The following is a 15,983-nucleotide window of genomic DNA, read 5'->3' as shown; positions in this document are numbered from 1 at the left end:
GTAAAATTTCAGGTGATAACTGTTGGCTCAGTTCGTCCTGTTCGTTGTTCAATTTCAGCAACTGCCAAGGCTATCTCCACAAGTGGTTTCATGACCTGTTGCGTGCTCTCCATCTGCTTTTCTGGATCGGGCTGATATGCTTCAAGATAGACCCTCAAGGTAGCGCCTTCCGTGCCGGTACCTGAGAGTCGGTAGACAATCCTTGATCCATCGGTAAACCCAATGCGGATTCCTTGATTCTCAGAGCGGCTGGAATCGACCGGGTCGGTATAGGAAAAGTTGTCTGCATACTCTACCTGGTAGCCACTAATCTCATCGCCAATCAGGCTGTCGAGTTTATCAACCAGGGATTGCATGAGTGACTCTGCGGCATCTTTCTCTATCGCCTCGTAATCATACCTGGTGTAGTAATTCCGGCCATAGGTCTGCCAGTGATCCCGTACGATCAACTCTACAGATTGCTGTTTGACTGCAAGTAGATTGAGCCAAAACAGAACCGCCCATAAACCATCTTTTTCTCTGATATGGTTGGAGCCTGTTCCAAAGCTCTCTTCGCCACACAGAGTGATCTTTCCTGCATCCAGCAGGTTACCAAAAAATTTCCAGCCAGTGGGGGTTTCAAAACACTCAAGCCCGAGCTTTTCAGCAACACGATCAGCTGCTTGACTGGTAGGCATGGAACGGGCAACACCACTAATGCCAGCGCTATAGCCTTTAATCAAATGGGCATTGGCTGCTATGACTGCCAGACTGTCACTGGGCGTAACAAAAAAATCGCGTCCCAGGATCATGTTTCTGTCACCATCGCCATCTGAAGCTGCACCGAAATCAGCGCCATTGCGACCTTCGGTCATCTCTACCAGTTCATGGGCATGAACCAGATTGGGGTCTGGATGGCCGGCACCAAAATCGATTTTTGGGATACCGTTAATTACCGTTCCCGGTTCTGCGCCCAGCAACTCTTCCAGAATACGTTTGGCATAGGGCCCGGTTACTGCGTGCATCGCGTCGAAGCGCATGGTGAATGCACCAGAATTGAACAGTTGATGAATGCGCTCAAAGTCAAACAGGCTGGCCATCAGCTCGGCATAATCACTTACAGAATCAATAATCTGGATAGTTGTATCACCGATGCGCTGTTCACCAGCTTTGTCCAGATCGATATCGGCGCACTCAGCAATACGGTAGTTATCAATGGATTTTGTTCTATCGAATATGGCTTCTGTTACCAATTCAGGGGCTGGCCCACCATTGGGGGTGTTGAACTTGATGCCAAAGTCTTCATCCGGGCCGCCGGGATTATGGCTGGCAGAGAGAATGATGCCTCCGTTGGTCTGATATTTACGAATGACACAAGATGCTGCTGGTGTCGACAACAGACCTCCCAGCCCAACAATGACTTTGGCAATACCATTGGCTACCGCCATTTTCAGGATGATTTGTATCGCCTCGCGATTGTAAAATCGGCCATCCCCACCCAAAACCAGGCTGCCACCAATCAGATCGGCCTGGGTATCGAATATGGCTTGAACAAAATTCTCTAAATAGTTCGGGGTCTGAAACACCCTAACTTTTTTTCTTAATCCAGATGTCCCGGGACGTTGGTCGTCAAAGGCTTGGGTGGTCACAGTATTAATTTGCATGATTTCGGTCTATTTGTGGATTTGTTACTTGGATAACCACTATTCAAACACAACTGCTATGGTCAGTTGAAGTGTAGAGATAGCCGTTGCTCGGGAATTTCACGAAGGCCCTCAATTTTCTGAGCCAACCGGCAGCGGCAGGGTTGCAGCCCATCTATTCAGGCAGGGAAGGGCCTTTGCTCCTCTGGCTCCGCCAATAGGCCTCTCATGGATATGGGTAATATTTACACGACAAGCTGGGTATTCGGGTTAGAATTGTCAGTCAATATGGAATTTGGGTTTTTTACCAACTGACAGTCAGACTACAGATATGATGGGTTTAATCTGTGCGGCAGATAACTTCTATATCTGCAAAGCATGATAGAATTCACGCCGCATTATCACTGTCATTGATGATTCCGTGCCGCTGAAGTCAACAGGCTCCTGGGGTAAGACCGGAGAGTGCATGCTGACTCAATCAGGGATGAAAGAAACAAAATGACTCAATCTAAACAGATACAGACAGGATGGATAGGATGTCTTGCGTAATATTTCGTAAATCTGACCGAATTCATAAGCTACAAACACTGGCAATGTTCAGTTTGCTCTCGTTTCCCGTAGCTTCCCTATCAGGCGAGTGGATTGTATCCCCCTCAATAGCATTAGATGAGGTCTATACAGATAATGCACTGCTGACCAGTGAGGAGAAGCAGAGTGAGTACGTTACTCGTGTAAGACCCAGCGTCTCAATCTTTCGCGAGGGTGCCAGAGCCAATCTCGATTTCAACTACTCTCCCGAATATCGATACTATAAGGAAGAGACAAGAGATAATGAGACTGTTCACCTGTTGCGTGCCAATGGTGATGTTGAGCTTGTAGAGAATCATCTGTTTGTTGATGCCTGGGCAACTTCTGACCAAACCCAGATCTCTTCCAGTCGCACCAGTCCTGATGGTTTGACGGGGCCGACTGAAAATATCGATTACTACACAGTTGGTGTCAGCCCCTACTACACAACCCGCTTCGGCAATGTCAGTGTTCTGGAAGCTCGTTATTCGGCTGATAAGGTTGATTATGAAGATCAGGATGAGGTTGACAGTACCTCACAAGAGTTTGATCTGATTCTGGGCAGTGGTACCTATTCAACTTCCCATGCCTGGGAGCTTGCAGCGAGTCATACGCTGGAGGATTACACAGGAACCAGCGACGACAAGAACAAGATCTCAATCTTCAGAGGTGAGTTTTTACAACAAATCTCACGCCGATGGGCAGTGGCGTTCGCAGCTGGCTATGAAGATTTTGATCTCATTATCGGTGAAGATGTGGATGGGGAGCTGTGGTCTGTCGGCATAGTCTTTACACCCACCAGTCGAACGAGATTTGCCTTGGGTGGTGGTGAAAGAGCCTTTGGCGATGATTACTACCTCAATTTTGAGCACACTTCCGGTCGATCCGTGTGGCGCATCGACTATAAGCGGGACTACATCAGTGCCCGTGATGAGGCGACTCGGCCCTCTTTGTTCCAGCGCCAGGATGAGTTTGGCAATGTCGTCAGAGACGCGGTTCTGGATAATCCACCACCAGTTACTGTAACTGGGGTTTCAACCCTCAGTGCAGAATATTATGAGTCTGACCGGGTAACCGCTTCCTATGTATTCAGAACCCAAAGAACCCGGGCTGAATTAAGAGCTGGATTTACCAAGAGAGATTATGAGATCGCCACTCAGGATACTGAGGATACTACCGCATCGGTCTCACTCTATCGTTTAATCAGTCGTAAGTTTTCAGGTATCTCCCGACTCCACTGGAGAGATCACGATGAAGAACTTCAGGACTACAAAGAGTGGTCCGCCTCTCTGGGTGTCAACTATCTTCTTGGTCCTCAGACGACAATATCCACCAGTGTCACCCATCTCGATCGAGAAGGGGAGACTGAATTGACCACTTATGAAGAGAATCGTGTAACTCTTGGATTATTAATGAGATTTTAATGGTTTTGAGAATATTTGCACTGGATCTGACTGAGGGATCGAGCATCCAGTCTTGAAAAACCGATAAAAGATCCCATATTAGAGAACGATTTTCCAATCCCATGAAAAGGGCCGTTTGTGCTACTAGGTACAGGTTCTCTTTGTGGGGTGTTCTTAATCTACCTTCTTGATTACAGAGGCCGTTTTCAAATATGTCAGTTGAAGCTCAAAAGGAAACCCTGGATTTTCAGGCAGAAGTCAGCCAGGTACTCAATCTTGTTATTCGATCACTCTACAGCAATAAAGAGATCTTTCTCCGGGAATTGATTTCAAACGCCTCGGATGCTGCCGAGAAGCTGAGATTTGAAGCGCTCACCGATGAAGCGCTGTTCGAGGATGATCCCGAGCTTAAAGTTGTGGTGACCTACGATAAGGATGCCGGCACCTTGACCATTTCAGATAATGGCATAGGCATGAGCCGACAGGATGTCACCGATACCATCGGTACCATTGCAAGCTCTGGCACACGAAAGTTCTTTGAAGCGATGTCTGGGGATCAGGCCAAGGACAGCGAATTGATTGGGCAGTTCGGTGTCGGCTTCTATTCTGCATTCATTGTTGCGGAAAAAGTAACGCTACTCACCCGAAGAGCCGGCCTGGGGCAGGAACACGGTGTGCAGTGGGTATCAGAAGGTGAGGGTTCCTACTCTATTGAGAATATCGACAAGCTGAGTCGTGGAACGGATGTTGTACTTCATCTAAGGGAAGATGAAAAAGAGTTCCTGGAGGGATTCAGGCTGCGTAACGTTATCTCGAAATTTTCAGATCACATTACGATCCCTGTGGAGATGGAAAAAGAGTTCTATGGCGAGGATGAGGAGAAGCCTGAGGCCCCGGAATTCGAACGAGTAAATACAGGTACCGCCCTATGGATGCGCAATCGCTCCGATATCTCCGATGAGGAGTACAACGAATTCTACAAGCATGTCTCCCACGATTTCGAAGATCCACTACTACACGTGCATAACCGGGTAGAAGGGAATAATGAATATACCGCACTGCTCTTCGTACCTAATCGTGCACCATTCGATTTGTGGGACAGGGATCAAAAGCATGGTGTAAAGCTGTTTGTTCGACGGGTATTCATCATGGACGAGGCAGAGAAATTGATGCCTCGCTATTTACGCTTTGTCAGAGGCGTAGTCGATTCTGATGATCTGCCGCTCAACGTCTCCCGTGAGATTCTGCAGCATAACCGCAAGATCGACACCATTCGCCAAGCCAATGTTAAACGCATTCTCGGTGCATTAGAGAAACTGGCTGAAAATGATCAGGAGAAGTATCAAGTCTTCTGGGATCAGTTCGGCAAGGTATTGAAAGAGGGGCCGGCTGAAGATTTCAGCAACAAAGAGAAAATTGCCGGATTGCTGCGATTTGCTTCCACACACAATGAAAAGGATGAACAGACCGTATCATTGGCTGACTACATCTCACGCATGCGTGAGGGCCAGGAAAAAATCTACTACATCACTGCGGAAACCCCAGCGGCAGCTCGTTTCAGTCCTCACCTGGAAGTTCTGAAGAAAAAAGAGATCGAAGTATTGCTGCTTTCCGATCGGGTTGATGAGTGGTTGGTAACCAGTCTCACTGAATTTGATGGCAAGACCCTCCAATCTGTTGCAAAAGGTGCGTTGGATCTGGGTGATCTGGAAGATAAAGAGGAGCAGGAGAGCCAGGAAAAGGAGAGTGAAGAGCATAAGGCTTTACTTGAAAGAATGCAGGAGATCCTGAAGGATTCAGTTAAGGAGATACGGGTCAGTCAGCGTTTAACTGATTCTCCCTCCTGTCTGGTGGTTGAAGAGCATGATATGAGTGCTAACCTTGCCAGAGTTCTGAAATCTGTAGGACAGGATGCGCCCCAGACAATGCCGATTATGGAGATCAACTCATCACACCCACTGGTGGAAAGGCTTGAAGCTGAATCAGATGAAGAGCGTTTCGGGGATCTGACCAAGGTTCTGTTCGATCAGGCTCAGCTGGCTGAAGGTGGGCAACTGGATGATCCGGCATCATTTGTGAGAAGACTCAACAGTCTGATGCTGAAGCTGGCAGGCAATTAATGCCGCATTAGCGAATAAAAAAACTTTGATAGGAAACGATCACTGTTTTGTTGTACCAATCTGGATTCGAGCCGAGAAGCCCTGATAATGAGATATCAGCTTTTTGGCTCGATTCAGATTGGTATGTTATGAATAAACTAATTTATCTATAAAACAATAACTAAATTCCATCTTCTGATACTGATTCTATCATATTGTCTATGTCGGGTGATCTGCCCGCTCATGTTCATAAGTGGCCTGTATCCGCCTATTGATAGCCTCAACTGGCCCCTGCTTGCAGGGCATGGCAAACTCCAGGGTAAGATTCAGGTTAGGCTGAATTAACAGAATTGTTTCATCAGCGGGTGAAAATCCGAATATACTCATAACAACCGAAGGAGATTCATAATGCGCGTCATTCTATTGGGCGGACCAGGTGCAGGTAAGGGCACTCAGGCGAATTACATTAAAGAAAAATATAAAATCCCACAGATTTCAACCGGTGATATGTTGAGAGCTCATGTCAAGTCAGGATCAGAACTCGGTGTTGCCGCAAAAAAGATCATGGATGAAGGTGGCTTGGTCTCAGATGACATAATCATGGGAATGGTGAAAGAGCGAATTACTCAGGATGACTGTAAAAACGGTTATCTCTTTGATGGTTTTCCTCGCACGATCCCCCAGGCTGATTCACTCAAAGAAGCTGGGGTTCCTATAGATGCCGTGGTTGAGATCGATGTGCCTGACGAAGAGATCATTAAACGCATGTCCGGGCGCCGTGTTCACCTTGCATCTGGTCGTACCTACCATGTTGTCTTTAATCCACCCAAAGTGGAGGGTAAGGATGACGAAACCGGTGAGGAGCTGATTCAGCGTGATGACGACCAGGAGGAGACAGTGAAAGCACGTCTCAAAGTCTATCATGACCAGACAGAACCACTGGTTGCCTTTTACAGTAAAGAAGCTGATGCTGGTAGCTGCAAATATATAAAAATCAATGGAGTAGGTGGAGTAGACGAGATCCGAGATCAGATTTTTCAAGGCTTAGGTTAAGTCGATAGAGTCACCTGATTCTGATAAAGGGCTGCAACAGATTGCAGCCCTTTTTTTATTCCTGGATTCCATGTTTGCAGATCTACCTGTGATTGGTAGTTGCCTCCTTTTCGGTGCGATGAGTGGCCGCTATATTCAGTGTTGTCTATCTTGTAAAGGGCGCGCCATTCACTGAGAGATGCGCCTTGCAGCTGAAGACTTCCGCTGACGTTGATAGGTGCCATATATACATTACATCGTCCAAGGAATTCGGCAGGCATTGAACGCTCTATTCTGATAACATCTGTTTCATCTCAACTTCCAGTAAGGGGCTACCACGTGGCTGTAGTAGAATTAACTAAAGATAATTTTGAATCGACCGTAACCGACAATGAATTTGTAATTATAGATTTTTGGGCGCCTTGGTGCGGTCCATGCCGCTCTTTCGCTCCGACGTATGAGAGCGTATCTGAAGATCACCCGAATATTGTGTTCGGTAAGGTGAACACTGAAGAAGAGCAGGATCTGGCAATGCACTTTCAGGTTCGATCCATCCCGACTCTGATGATCTTTCGTGACAATATCATTATCTTTTCTCAGCCTGGAGCGCTCCCTGAATCAAGTTTTCGGGAACTTCTCGGTAAAGCGGGTGAGCTGGATATGAATGAGGTCAGAGCTCAAATTGAGGCTGAACAACAAAACGGCGAAAACGCCTGAACTCTGTTGTACTCCCAAGTTTTGTGTCGGTTTAGCCGGGAAATAGAGGTGTCTACTCCAATTCGCGGTAGCTTTGGCTGACAACAGGAGTTGCCATGAGATCCTCTGACTACCCATGGAAAATGAAAAGGTTGCTCTCTCTGCGACCGACAATGGGCCGTGTCCTGGATCTCAGCGAAGAGAACTACTCATTGCTATTGCGAATGGCCCCTGATCTTCAAGATCAGGTAGGTGAATATCGGTCGAGATTGGGAGACAGTATGGACCTCTACCTCGACGTGGTTGAGCAGACGCCTTACACCTCCCTGGTACACTTGACCTACTACTTTACCCATGTGGTAGGTGACTATCCAGATCCTGACGCGATGCTTAGGGTCTACCACGATTCAAAGCAGGTCGATGTGATTGATATACGACAATCGAGTCTGCCACTACATCGATGGGGAGAGAACCCAACGCTTGAGCAGCGTTGGAAAATTAATCTTTTTCTTTCTAAATGGCTTCGTTATTGTGCTGAGCAGGGTCATATCTTCCGAATGGAAAATCGTGACATGAGGGGAGAATTTCCCATGTCTAAGGTCGGATGATTGACTTACTGGTCAGATATTGAAGCTTTCAAGGGACTACATTTAACAACCTATAGTACTCGCTGTTACTACTCATTTGCGGTAAATTAGCGCTAATGATTACCACCGAGTTTAGGTTTGGGGACTGCTTCAGAGTAGTTGCCTGGATCTTTTCGCTAAGGTTAGAGGGATCTGCAGAGATGCAAATATGATAAAAGTTTTACTGGTTGATGATCATGAGTTGATCAGAACCGGAGTTAAGGGGATTCTCGATAAGGCTGAAGAGATAGAAGTTGTCGGAGAAGCCTCCACAGGTGAAGAAGCAATTGAACTGGTGAGAAAATCTACACCGGACGTTGTGCTGATGGATGTGAATATGCCAGGTATGGGGGGCATTGAGGCAACCCGTAGGGTTCTTCGCGTTAAATCCGATCTGAAGGTTATCGCGCTCACTGTACTGGATGATGATCCGTTTCCATCAAGGCTTCATGAAGTTGGTGCAATGGGATTTCTGACAAAGGGTTGTCCTGCGGATGAGATGATTCGTGCAATTCGGGCCGTCTACAAGGGACATCACTACATTGCTTCAGATGTTGCCAGAAAACACACACTGACTGAGTGGCAGGGTAATGCTGACAACCCTTTTAAAGTCCTCTCTTCACGGGAAACCCAGGTTCTGTTGCAGATTCTAGAAGGCCAGAAGAATCAGGAGATTTCAGATATTCTTTCGCTAAGCCCGAAGACTGTGAGTACCTATCGCCAACGCATCTATGAAAAACTTGATCTTAAGAATGATGTTGAATTGACTCGCCTGGCCTATCGTCACGGAATTCTTAAAGACAGCGAAAAGCATTGAAAACGTTTAATGCCAAGTGTCGCCTCTGTCCCCGGCTGGCAGAGTTTCTGGATCAGGTTGGGAATGAATATCCCGATTACCATTGCGCACCTGTAGCACCTTTCGGTGACCCGAAAGCACGTTTATTGATTGTCGGGCTGGCACCTGGAATGCATGGTGCTAACGCCACGGGTCGCCCGTTTACCGGAGACCATGCCGGAATATTGCTCTATCAGACACTCTGCGATTATGGCTTCTCCAATAAGCCGGAATCAAAAAGCCGGAAGGATCGGCTTAAACTGATTAATTGCCGCATCACCAATGCGGTGAAATGCCTGCCACCACAAAATAAACCCTTGGGTGCCGAGGTTAATCAGTGCAATAAATTTCTCAGTAATGAGCTGCTTGAACTACCTTCCTCAAGCTTGGTGATTGCCCTGGGCTCAATTGCACATCAAGCTGTAATTAAGGCATTGGGGTTGAGGCAGAAAGATCACCGTTTCTCCCATGCTGGTGAACATATACTCAGTGATGATCTGCAACTCCTCGATTCATACCACTGTAGTCGTTACAACACTCAAACTCGACGTTTGACACCAGAGATGTTTCAACAGGTATTTCATCGAGCGAAAGAGCTTATGGGATGATCTATTTGGTCTCTGGATCATCACCCTTTGATGCTTAAATAAATAGATAGGCTGACATCCGCCTTCCATATTGAAATCAAAAGCATAGGGACAAAAAAATGTCCCAAAAATAGATTCAGTTCGCACGCTCAATAAAATTGTCATAGCATAGACGCCTGTATGGTAATTCAGCCTTTCGATCCCGCCAGTTTCTTGAAGACCCTGACCTCTCGTCCTGGGGTCTATCGCATGATCAGTGTTGATGAAAAGGTACTCTATGTCGGAAAGGCAAAAAATCTGAAGAAACGGGTCTCAAGTTACTTTACCCGCAGTCTCAATCGAAGAATTCAGATTATGGTATCTCAGATCGTAAATATTGAGATTATCGTCACCCATACTGAGGCAGAGGCGTTGATTCTTGAGAATCAACTGATTAAGTCACTCAAGCCCAAATACAATATTCTTCTAAGAGACGATAAGAGTTACCCCTATATTCATCTCTCAGTGGATCATGGCTATCCGGCTCTCTCATTCAAACGTGGTGCGCGAACAGGTAAGGGGAGATATTTTGGGCCTTTTCCCAGTGCGGGTTCCACCAGGGAGACCCTGCAATTGCTGCAGAAACTCTTTCCGGTACGTCAGTGTGAAGAGAGCTTTTATCGCAACCGTTCCAGAGCCTGTCTGCAGTACCAGATTAAACGTTGCAGTGCACCTTGTGTCGGCTTGGTCAGTGAGCAGGAGTATGATCAGGATGTAGAGCACGCGATTATGTTTTTGGAGGGAAAAACCAATCAGGTAGTCGATGCATTGGTAACTCGCATGGAAGAGGCATCCCAGAAGCTGGAATTTGAGCAGGCAGCACGTTATCGGGATCAGATAAAGAGTTTGCGCCGAATTCAGGAGCGTCAATATGTGAGTGGTGAATCGGGGGATCTGGATATCGTCGCCATTGCAAAACGTGGTGGTAGTGCCTGTATTCAGGTGTTCTATATTCGCTCTGGCCGGAATCTGGGGAATAAATCCTTCTATCCCTCCGTTCCCCAGGATGATCCGGATGAAGCGGTTTTAAGGGCATTCTTGACCCAATACTATCTTGAAAAACCGCTTCCCAATGAAATTATTCTAAGTGCCCGGTTAGAGGAGCAAACCTTACTCGAAGAGGTTTTCAGTCAGCAGGCGAAGCGTCGTATTCGCATTAGTACAAATGTGCGTGGAGAGCGAGCCAGGTGGCTAAAAATGGCTATCAGCAATGCCAGTCTGGCTCTGCAAAGTCGAATAAATGCGCAATCAGATATGGATCAGAGACTTCAGTCATTAGTGAAGGCCCTGGATCTGCAAGCACTACCTGAGCGCATGGAGTGTTTCGATATCAGCCACACCCAGGGAGAGTTGACGGTTGGATCCTGTGTGGTTTTTAACCAAGAGGGCCCACTGAAGTCCGATTATCGCCGTTTCAACGTTGAAGGTGTGACGCCGGGTGATGACTATGCGGCAATGAGCCAAGTCCTTGAACGTCGTTACCGCAGGATAAAGAGAGGGGAGGTGGCTCTACCTGATCTGCTGTTTATCGATGGCGGCAAGGGACAATTGAGCTCGGTTCACGAACGATTGCAGGATTTAGGACTATCCGGATTGACCCTGGTTGGTGTGGCTAAGGGGGCAGATCGTAAAGCCGGCATGGAGCGTCTCTTCTTGTTGGGGCGCAAGGCACCTATTATACTGCCAGCAGATTCGCCGGCACTTCATCTTATACAGCAAATAAGGGACGAAGCTCATCGATTTGCGATCACAGCGCATCGCCAGAGACGCTCCAAAAGTCGCAATCGCTCTGTTCTTGAAGAGATTGCTGGTATAGGTCCTAAGCGTCGACAGAGGCTTATGAGGCAATTTGGTGGTCTACAGGAGCTCGCGAGGGCTGGCGTGGAAGATATCGCCCGGGTAGAGGGCATCAGCAATGGGTTGGCAGAACAGATCTACCAAGCCTTTCATGATACAACATAACAAGTAACATAACGGCAGAGAACTATACATGTGGAACATCCCTAACATCTTGACCCTTTTAAGGATTGTTCTGATTCCTGTGTTCGTTCTACTATTTTATCTACCGGTGGAGTGGGCCAGACTCAGTTGCGCATTTGTATTTTCTATTGCCGCTGTGACAGATTGGCTTGATGGTTATCTGGCCAGGCGGTGGGGGCAGGTCTCCCCACTAGGCGCTTTTCTTGATCCGGTTGCAGACAAACTGATGGTTGCCGTATCACTGCTGCTTTTAGTTCAGGCTGAGCCGACTCCGGCGCTGGCGATACCAGCTGCAGTCATTATCGGCCGAGAGATTACCATTTCAGCGCTTCGGGAGTGGATGGCTGAACTGGGTGCGCGAGCAATGGTAGCTGTCTCAGTGATAGGTAAGTTTAAGACCGCAGTTCAAATGGTTGCGATTCTACTGCTTATTTTCGATCAGCCGCTTTGGGGGATACCTGTCTACACGGTTGGATTTGTTTTGATCTATGTAGCAGCCATACTGACATTATGGTCCATGGGCCTATATTTAAGATCTGCCTGGCCCAGTCTGCTCGGAGAGAGGCAGGTCAGTGGTAGTCTTGAGGTTAAAACGGTTTCTGTCGATGATATTGATGGGTCAACAAGTCATGTCAACGACTAAACTTAAAACTGAATTCGTTGAATAGAGTTAACTACTAGCCAGACAGAAATAGCGACTGCCTGGTATGCAATAAATGCGAAGCAGGAGGTGACTTATGAACAAATTTGCTCCACTGTTTGGTTTAGCGCTTGGTGCCTGGCTTACGTTACCGGTTAACGGGCAGCCATACCCATACCCCATTGGTGGTGAGCCGTACCACAGGCCGCCTATAAACAGCGGTTCAGGATTCCACACTCAACGTGCTCTTAGATTCAAACAGGATCAGGATGAACGTGGCTATCACCTTCGTATCAAGGCCCAGGGATACTCTGCTGATGCAATCCAAGTGAAAATTGTCGGCCCCTATCTGGTGGTAGAGAATCAAGAGGCTCATCAGATCGAAAACAGGCATCAGCGCGGCTACAGTTTCTCCAGCACTTCCTCCTCTATGCGCCGCCGCTTCAGGTTACCAGCGGATGCCGATGTGGCAGCAATGGCAAGGAGCGAAGAGGATGGGGTTATTGTCATTACCTTGCCTTATCGTTAGATATTCTTGGTATAGAGTTGCAGCATCGACTACAAACTAGGCAATGAGGGCTTTTTCTTAATATGGGAAAGCTCCATTTGCTTGCCGCAATGTCAACCTATACTTCTTCCGAAACGCACCTGTCTGAAATGCCATCGTCATTAAACTCCCCGATGCAGCAGGATTGTCCGCAGGAAGGGCTAGATTATTATTACAGACATATTCAGCCAACAGTTATCAGCCTTGAAGTACAGCGGTGTTGCGGATACTCTTCTTATGCTTTGTGCTACACTATGTAGGCATAAATATATGGGTGCACGTATGGATAAATTCGATGTTTTCTCCGCCAGAGATCTGCGCAACCGATCCGGTGAACTCTTGAAGGATGCTGAGGCAGGCCAAGTCTCATTGATAACAAAGCATGGTAAGCCTGCGATACTGGCCATTCCCTTCGATACTTGGTTATTGGATCATGGTGTTCATCGCGCCATGTCCCTGCATTTGTTTTCATCTCACCAGCTGACGTTGGCGCAGGCTGCCAAAGTGGCAGATCTATCCATGGAGGAATTCATTGAGCTCCTGGGTGATGTGGGCGTTCCCGCGGTCGATTACCCCCCTGAAGAACTTGATGATGAGTTGACTGTAGCATTGTGACAGGGATTGTCGTAGCCGATACCGGGCCACTGATTGCTCTGGCAAGGACATCTCATCTTCAATTGCTTCAACAGCTTTACAAGCAGATTTTAATTCCGCCCGCTGTTCATGCAGAGCTATCTCTGGAAACGGGGCGTCCGGGGGCAAAACGATTGGCTAAAGCCATAGAACAAGGCTGGCTGGAGATGAGACAGCCCCGAAACACTACGGCGGAACAGATATCTGAGCTTACTTTGATGCTGGATCCTGGTGAAGCGGAAGCGATTGCATTGGCTGAAGATGTAAACTGCCGATTTATCCTCATAGATGAACGGAAAGGTCGTAAGATCGCTAGACGTAGAGGCTTACCTGTAGCTGGGGTGGCGGGTGTCTTATTGGCGGCTAAAAGGTACGGATTGATTGATGAAGTCATGCCTGTCGTGAACAATCTGGGAGAGATCGGTTATCGGATGTCTCAATCCTTGAGAAGAGAAGTTTCAAGGCTGGCAGGGGAGAATGGATATTGAAGTTGCGAAACAGGAGATAGCGTGGTGCCCATAGGTACATTCAAAGCGCACCGGGAAACATCTCTCAAGTGCACTCATATTTCGCAGGGGCGGCGTCTAGACTCGTCTTTACAGAGCGTTTGATATGGGGCTGAAAAATGTTGCTCGAATTCCTGAGATATTTCTGCCATTCAAATTGTCAGAAGATTCTGAGATGCAGAATTTTAAAATGGTGCCCGGGGCCGGAATCGAACCGGCACGACCCTAAGGTCGAGAGATTTTAAGTCTCTTGCGTCTACCAATTTCGCCACCCGGGCCGGTTGGCGTGTTTTTGCGGATTTCACAACAGAAATATGGAGGCTGAGCCCGGAATCGAACCGAGGTCCACGGCTTTGCAGGCCGCTGCATAACCACTCTGCCACTCAGCCATATAGGGTGGGATTCTATCATCTATTCCTGATGAATCGAATCGACACATAAAAAAGCCCCGGTTGTGCCGAGGCCTTATAGAATTGGAGCGGGAAACGAGACTCGAACTCGCGACCCCAACCTTGGCAAGGTTGTGCTCTACCAACTGAGCTATTCCCGCTTCGTTCAGGAAGGGCGTATTCTAGCTTCTGATTAGGATCTGTCAACCTTTTCCAACAGATATTCTTCAGTGAGTCATGGTTATCGTCTACCGATCTGCATAGTTATCAATCTGGATGCTGCTCAAGTAATGCGCTCTACAAACCGATAACCCTGTGTAAGCTACCATTTATTAAGGGTTGAATGTTGTGAATGTGGTTTCTGAGGAAGGTCGCTAATGATTAAGCAGATAGATGTTGGCGAGCTTAGGGTCGGGATGTATGTCGATAAGCTCGACACGTCTTGGATGAACCATCCGTTTTTAAGAAATCAGTTTAAAATCAATGAAATAAGTGACGTAGGTAAAATAAAAAAATCGGGCGCCAAAGTTGTATATATCAATACTGAGAAGGGCCTGGATGTCAGCTCTGAAGTTGATGTAAATCAACCCATTGCAGTTAAAAGAACCGAACTCGAATCGAGTCCCGACCAGGCGCCTGCATCAGTTTCCGTAGCAGAAGAGATGGAGAAGGCGCTCATTGTCAGGCAGGAGGCGGGAAGGGTTATCACGAACATAATGGCAGATGTCAGGCTTGGAAAGCAGGTAGATACCGAGCAGGTCAGTCCGGTTGTTGAACAGATGCTCGGTTCAATCTTCAGAAATCAGGATGCTTTTCTAGGATTGACGCGAATTCGCGACATGGATCAATACACCTTCGAACACTCAATAAGTGTCTCAGCACTGATGATTGCATTCGCCAAGAAGCTTGGACTGGATGAATCAGTCATCTGGGAGGTAGGTGTTGGCGGTATATTGCATGATATAGGAAAATTACAAGTACCAGAGAAGATATTGAATAAACCTGGGCGCCTTACAGAGGATGAGTTCTCTATTATGAGAGGACATGTGGGTTTTGGAACCCGTCTGGTTGATGAGACTGATGCAATTCCAAAAAATGCACTCAGAGTCCTTTTGCAACACCATGAACGTCTCAACGGCACAGGTTATCCTGGAAGGCTCTCTGGAGAAGAGATCAGCCTCTACGGCAAGATGGCTGCAATAGTTGATGTATACGATGCGATTACCTCTGATCGTGTCTATCATAAGGGAAAAATGCCAAGTGTAGTTTTACGCCAGTTGATCGAATGGAGCGGGGAAGGGGTGTTCGATCAAGAATTGGTACAGCGGTTTATACAGTGTGTGGGTATCTACCCGGTGGGTACAGTCGTGGCCTTGGAGAGCCAGCGACTGGCTGTGGTTATTGCGTCTCCACAAAAGGCGCTGCTGAACCCGGTACTTAACGTTATCTACGACCTTTCTCAAGACTGCTTTCTAACGCCAGAATATCTCAATCTCGCTGAATCTGCTTCTGGGGATCGAATACTAAAACCTGTCTCTCCGGAACAATACAATATTCAGATTGCTGACTATCTGGATCAATAGGCTATCCCTGTTTTGATGGGCAACCAGTGTGGTGCTTCATACTAATATGAAGCACCACACTGGTAAGTTGCACTATTGCTGTAACTCGATTTTGAGTTTATACCCCTTCAGAAATGTTGCGATATCTCTTCCTATAGTTAAGGATTGGGAGAAATATGCCATGCTATCTCTCGGTTTTTACAAGCCTTAGGGTTGGTCT

The 15,983-nt window shown here is 47.3% G+C and carries 15 protein-coding genes and 3 tRNA genes; 13 read left to right on the top strand and 5 right to left on the bottom strand.

The annotated features are described in order from the left end of the window. Positions 1-8: 8 nt before the first annotated feature. Entirely contained in the window at positions 9-1,643 is a 1,635-nt protein-coding gene (locus AC4IFB_RS09285) for an alpha-D-glucose phosphate-specific phosphoglucomutase (protein ID WP_490776014.1), read from the bottom strand. A 515-nt stretch (positions 1,644-2,158) separates the two neighbouring features. Between AC4IFB_RS09285 and AC4IFB_RS09280 the strand changes: the two genes are divergently transcribed. The 3 genes from AC4IFB_RS09280 (at position 2,159) to adk (ending at position 6,744) form a co-directional block, all read left to right on the top strand. Then, positions 2,159-3,613 (top strand): TIGR03016 family PEP-CTERM system-associated outer membrane protein, encoded by a 1,455-nt coding sequence (locus tag AC4IFB_RS09280; RefSeq protein ID WP_490780009.1) that lies wholly within the window; start codon positions 2,159-2,161, stop codon positions 3,611-3,613. Positions 3,614-3,804: 191 nt separating this feature from the next. Continuing rightward, positions 3,805-5,712, top strand: a complete 1,908-nt coding sequence (gene htpG, locus AC4IFB_RS09275) for a molecular chaperone HtpG (RefSeq protein ID WP_490780008.1) — start codon at positions 3,805-3,807, stop codon at positions 5,710-5,712. Between the two features lie 387 nt (positions 5,713-6,099). Then, a complete protein-coding gene (gene adk / locus AC4IFB_RS09270; RefSeq protein WP_490776017.1) occupies positions 6,100-6,744 on the top strand; it encodes an adenylate kinase in 645 nt (214 codons plus the stop codon). Here adk and AC4IFB_RS09265 read toward each other — a convergent pair. After that, on the bottom strand, positions 6,741-7,004 hold the full coding sequence (locus AC4IFB_RS09265) for a hypothetical protein (protein ID WP_490776018.1): 264 nt from the start codon (positions 7,002-7,004) through the stop codon (positions 6,741-6,743). The two genes, adk and AC4IFB_RS09265, sit on opposite strands and share 4 nt — an antisense overlap. A gap of 58 nt (positions 7,005-7,062) precedes the next feature. Between AC4IFB_RS09265 and trxA the strand changes: the two genes are divergently transcribed. The 9 genes from trxA to AC4IFB_RS09220 all read left to right on the top strand — a co-directional run bounded on the left by trxA (position 7,063) and on the right by AC4IFB_RS09220 (position 13,794). Continuing rightward, positions 7,063-7,440, top strand: a complete 378-nt coding sequence (trxA, locus tag AC4IFB_RS09260) for a thioredoxin (RefSeq protein WP_490776019.1) — start codon at positions 7,063-7,065, stop codon at positions 7,438-7,440. Between the two features lie 95 nt (positions 7,441-7,535). After that, positions 7,536-8,027, top strand: a complete 492-nt coding sequence (locus AC4IFB_RS09255) for a DUF1249 domain-containing protein (RefSeq protein ID WP_490776020.1) — start codon at positions 7,536-7,538, stop codon at positions 8,025-8,027. Positions 8,028-8,214: 187 nt separating this feature from the next. Beyond that, on the top strand, positions 8,215-8,862 hold the full coding sequence (locus AC4IFB_RS09250; protein WP_490776021.1) for a response regulator: 648 nt from the start codon (positions 8,215-8,217) through the stop codon (positions 8,860-8,862). Then, positions 8,859-9,488 carry a uracil-DNA glycosylase gene (locus tag AC4IFB_RS09245; RefSeq protein WP_490780007.1) on the top strand — a complete coding sequence of 210 codons (630 nt, stop codon included), beginning with the start codon at positions 8,859-8,861 and terminating at the stop codon, positions 9,486-9,488. Before AC4IFB_RS09250 ends, AC4IFB_RS09245 begins: the two co-directional genes overlap by 4 nt. 159 nt (positions 9,489-9,647) lie before the next feature. Further along, positions 9,648-11,468: an excinuclease ABC subunit UvrC gene (gene uvrC / locus AC4IFB_RS09240; RefSeq protein ID WP_490780006.1), complete on the top strand. Its 1,821-nt coding sequence runs from the start codon at positions 9,648-9,650 to the stop codon at positions 11,466-11,468. A gap of 28 nt (positions 11,469-11,496) precedes the next feature. Further along, a complete protein-coding gene (pgsA, locus tag AC4IFB_RS09235; protein ID WP_490776024.1) occupies positions 11,497-12,129 on the top strand; it encodes a CDP-diacylglycerol--glycerol-3-phosphate 3-phosphatidyltransferase in 633 nt (210 codons plus the stop codon). Between the two features lie 94 nt (positions 12,130-12,223). Next, positions 12,224-12,655 (top strand): Hsp20/alpha crystallin family protein, encoded by a 432-nt coding sequence (locus AC4IFB_RS09230; RefSeq protein ID WP_490776025.1) that lies wholly within the window; start codon positions 12,224-12,226, stop codon positions 12,653-12,655. 300 nt (positions 12,656-12,955) lie between these two features. Beyond that, positions 12,956-13,288, top strand: a complete 333-nt coding sequence (locus tag AC4IFB_RS09225) for a type II toxin-antitoxin system prevent-host-death family antitoxin (protein ID WP_490780005.1) — start codon at positions 12,956-12,958, stop codon at positions 13,286-13,288. Next, a complete protein-coding gene (locus AC4IFB_RS09220; RefSeq protein WP_490780004.1) occupies positions 13,285-13,794 on the top strand; it encodes a PIN domain-containing protein in 510 nt (169 codons plus the stop codon). Before AC4IFB_RS09225 ends, AC4IFB_RS09220 begins: the two co-directional genes overlap by 4 nt. A 209-nt stretch (positions 13,795-14,003) precedes the next feature. Here AC4IFB_RS09220 and AC4IFB_RS09215 read toward each other — a convergent pair. The 3 genes from AC4IFB_RS09215 to AC4IFB_RS09205 form a co-directional block, all read right to left on the bottom strand. Beyond that, positions 14,004-14,090 (bottom strand) — tRNA-Leu (locus AC4IFB_RS09215). A 37-nt stretch (positions 14,091-14,127) separates the two neighbouring features. Continuing rightward, positions 14,128-14,201, bottom strand: a tRNA-Cys gene (locus AC4IFB_RS09210). 85 nt (positions 14,202-14,286) lie between these two features. Continuing rightward, positions 14,287-14,362, bottom strand: a tRNA-Gly gene (locus AC4IFB_RS09205). A 216-nt stretch (positions 14,363-14,578) separates the two neighbouring features. Here AC4IFB_RS09205 and AC4IFB_RS09200 point away from each other — a divergent pair. Continuing rightward, complete coding sequence (locus AC4IFB_RS09200; protein WP_490776026.1) at positions 14,579-15,784, top strand: cyclic di-GMP phosphodiesterase; 1,206 nt, start codon at positions 14,579-14,581, stop codon at positions 15,782-15,784. Positions 15,785-15,983: the final 199 nt, after the last annotated feature.

It is taken from the genome of Candidatus Thiodiazotropha sp. AKIB8 (genome assembly GCF_058244675.1).
Note: the sequence above shows the minus strand (reverse complement) of the source record. Positions and strands in the feature narration are given on the sequence as shown.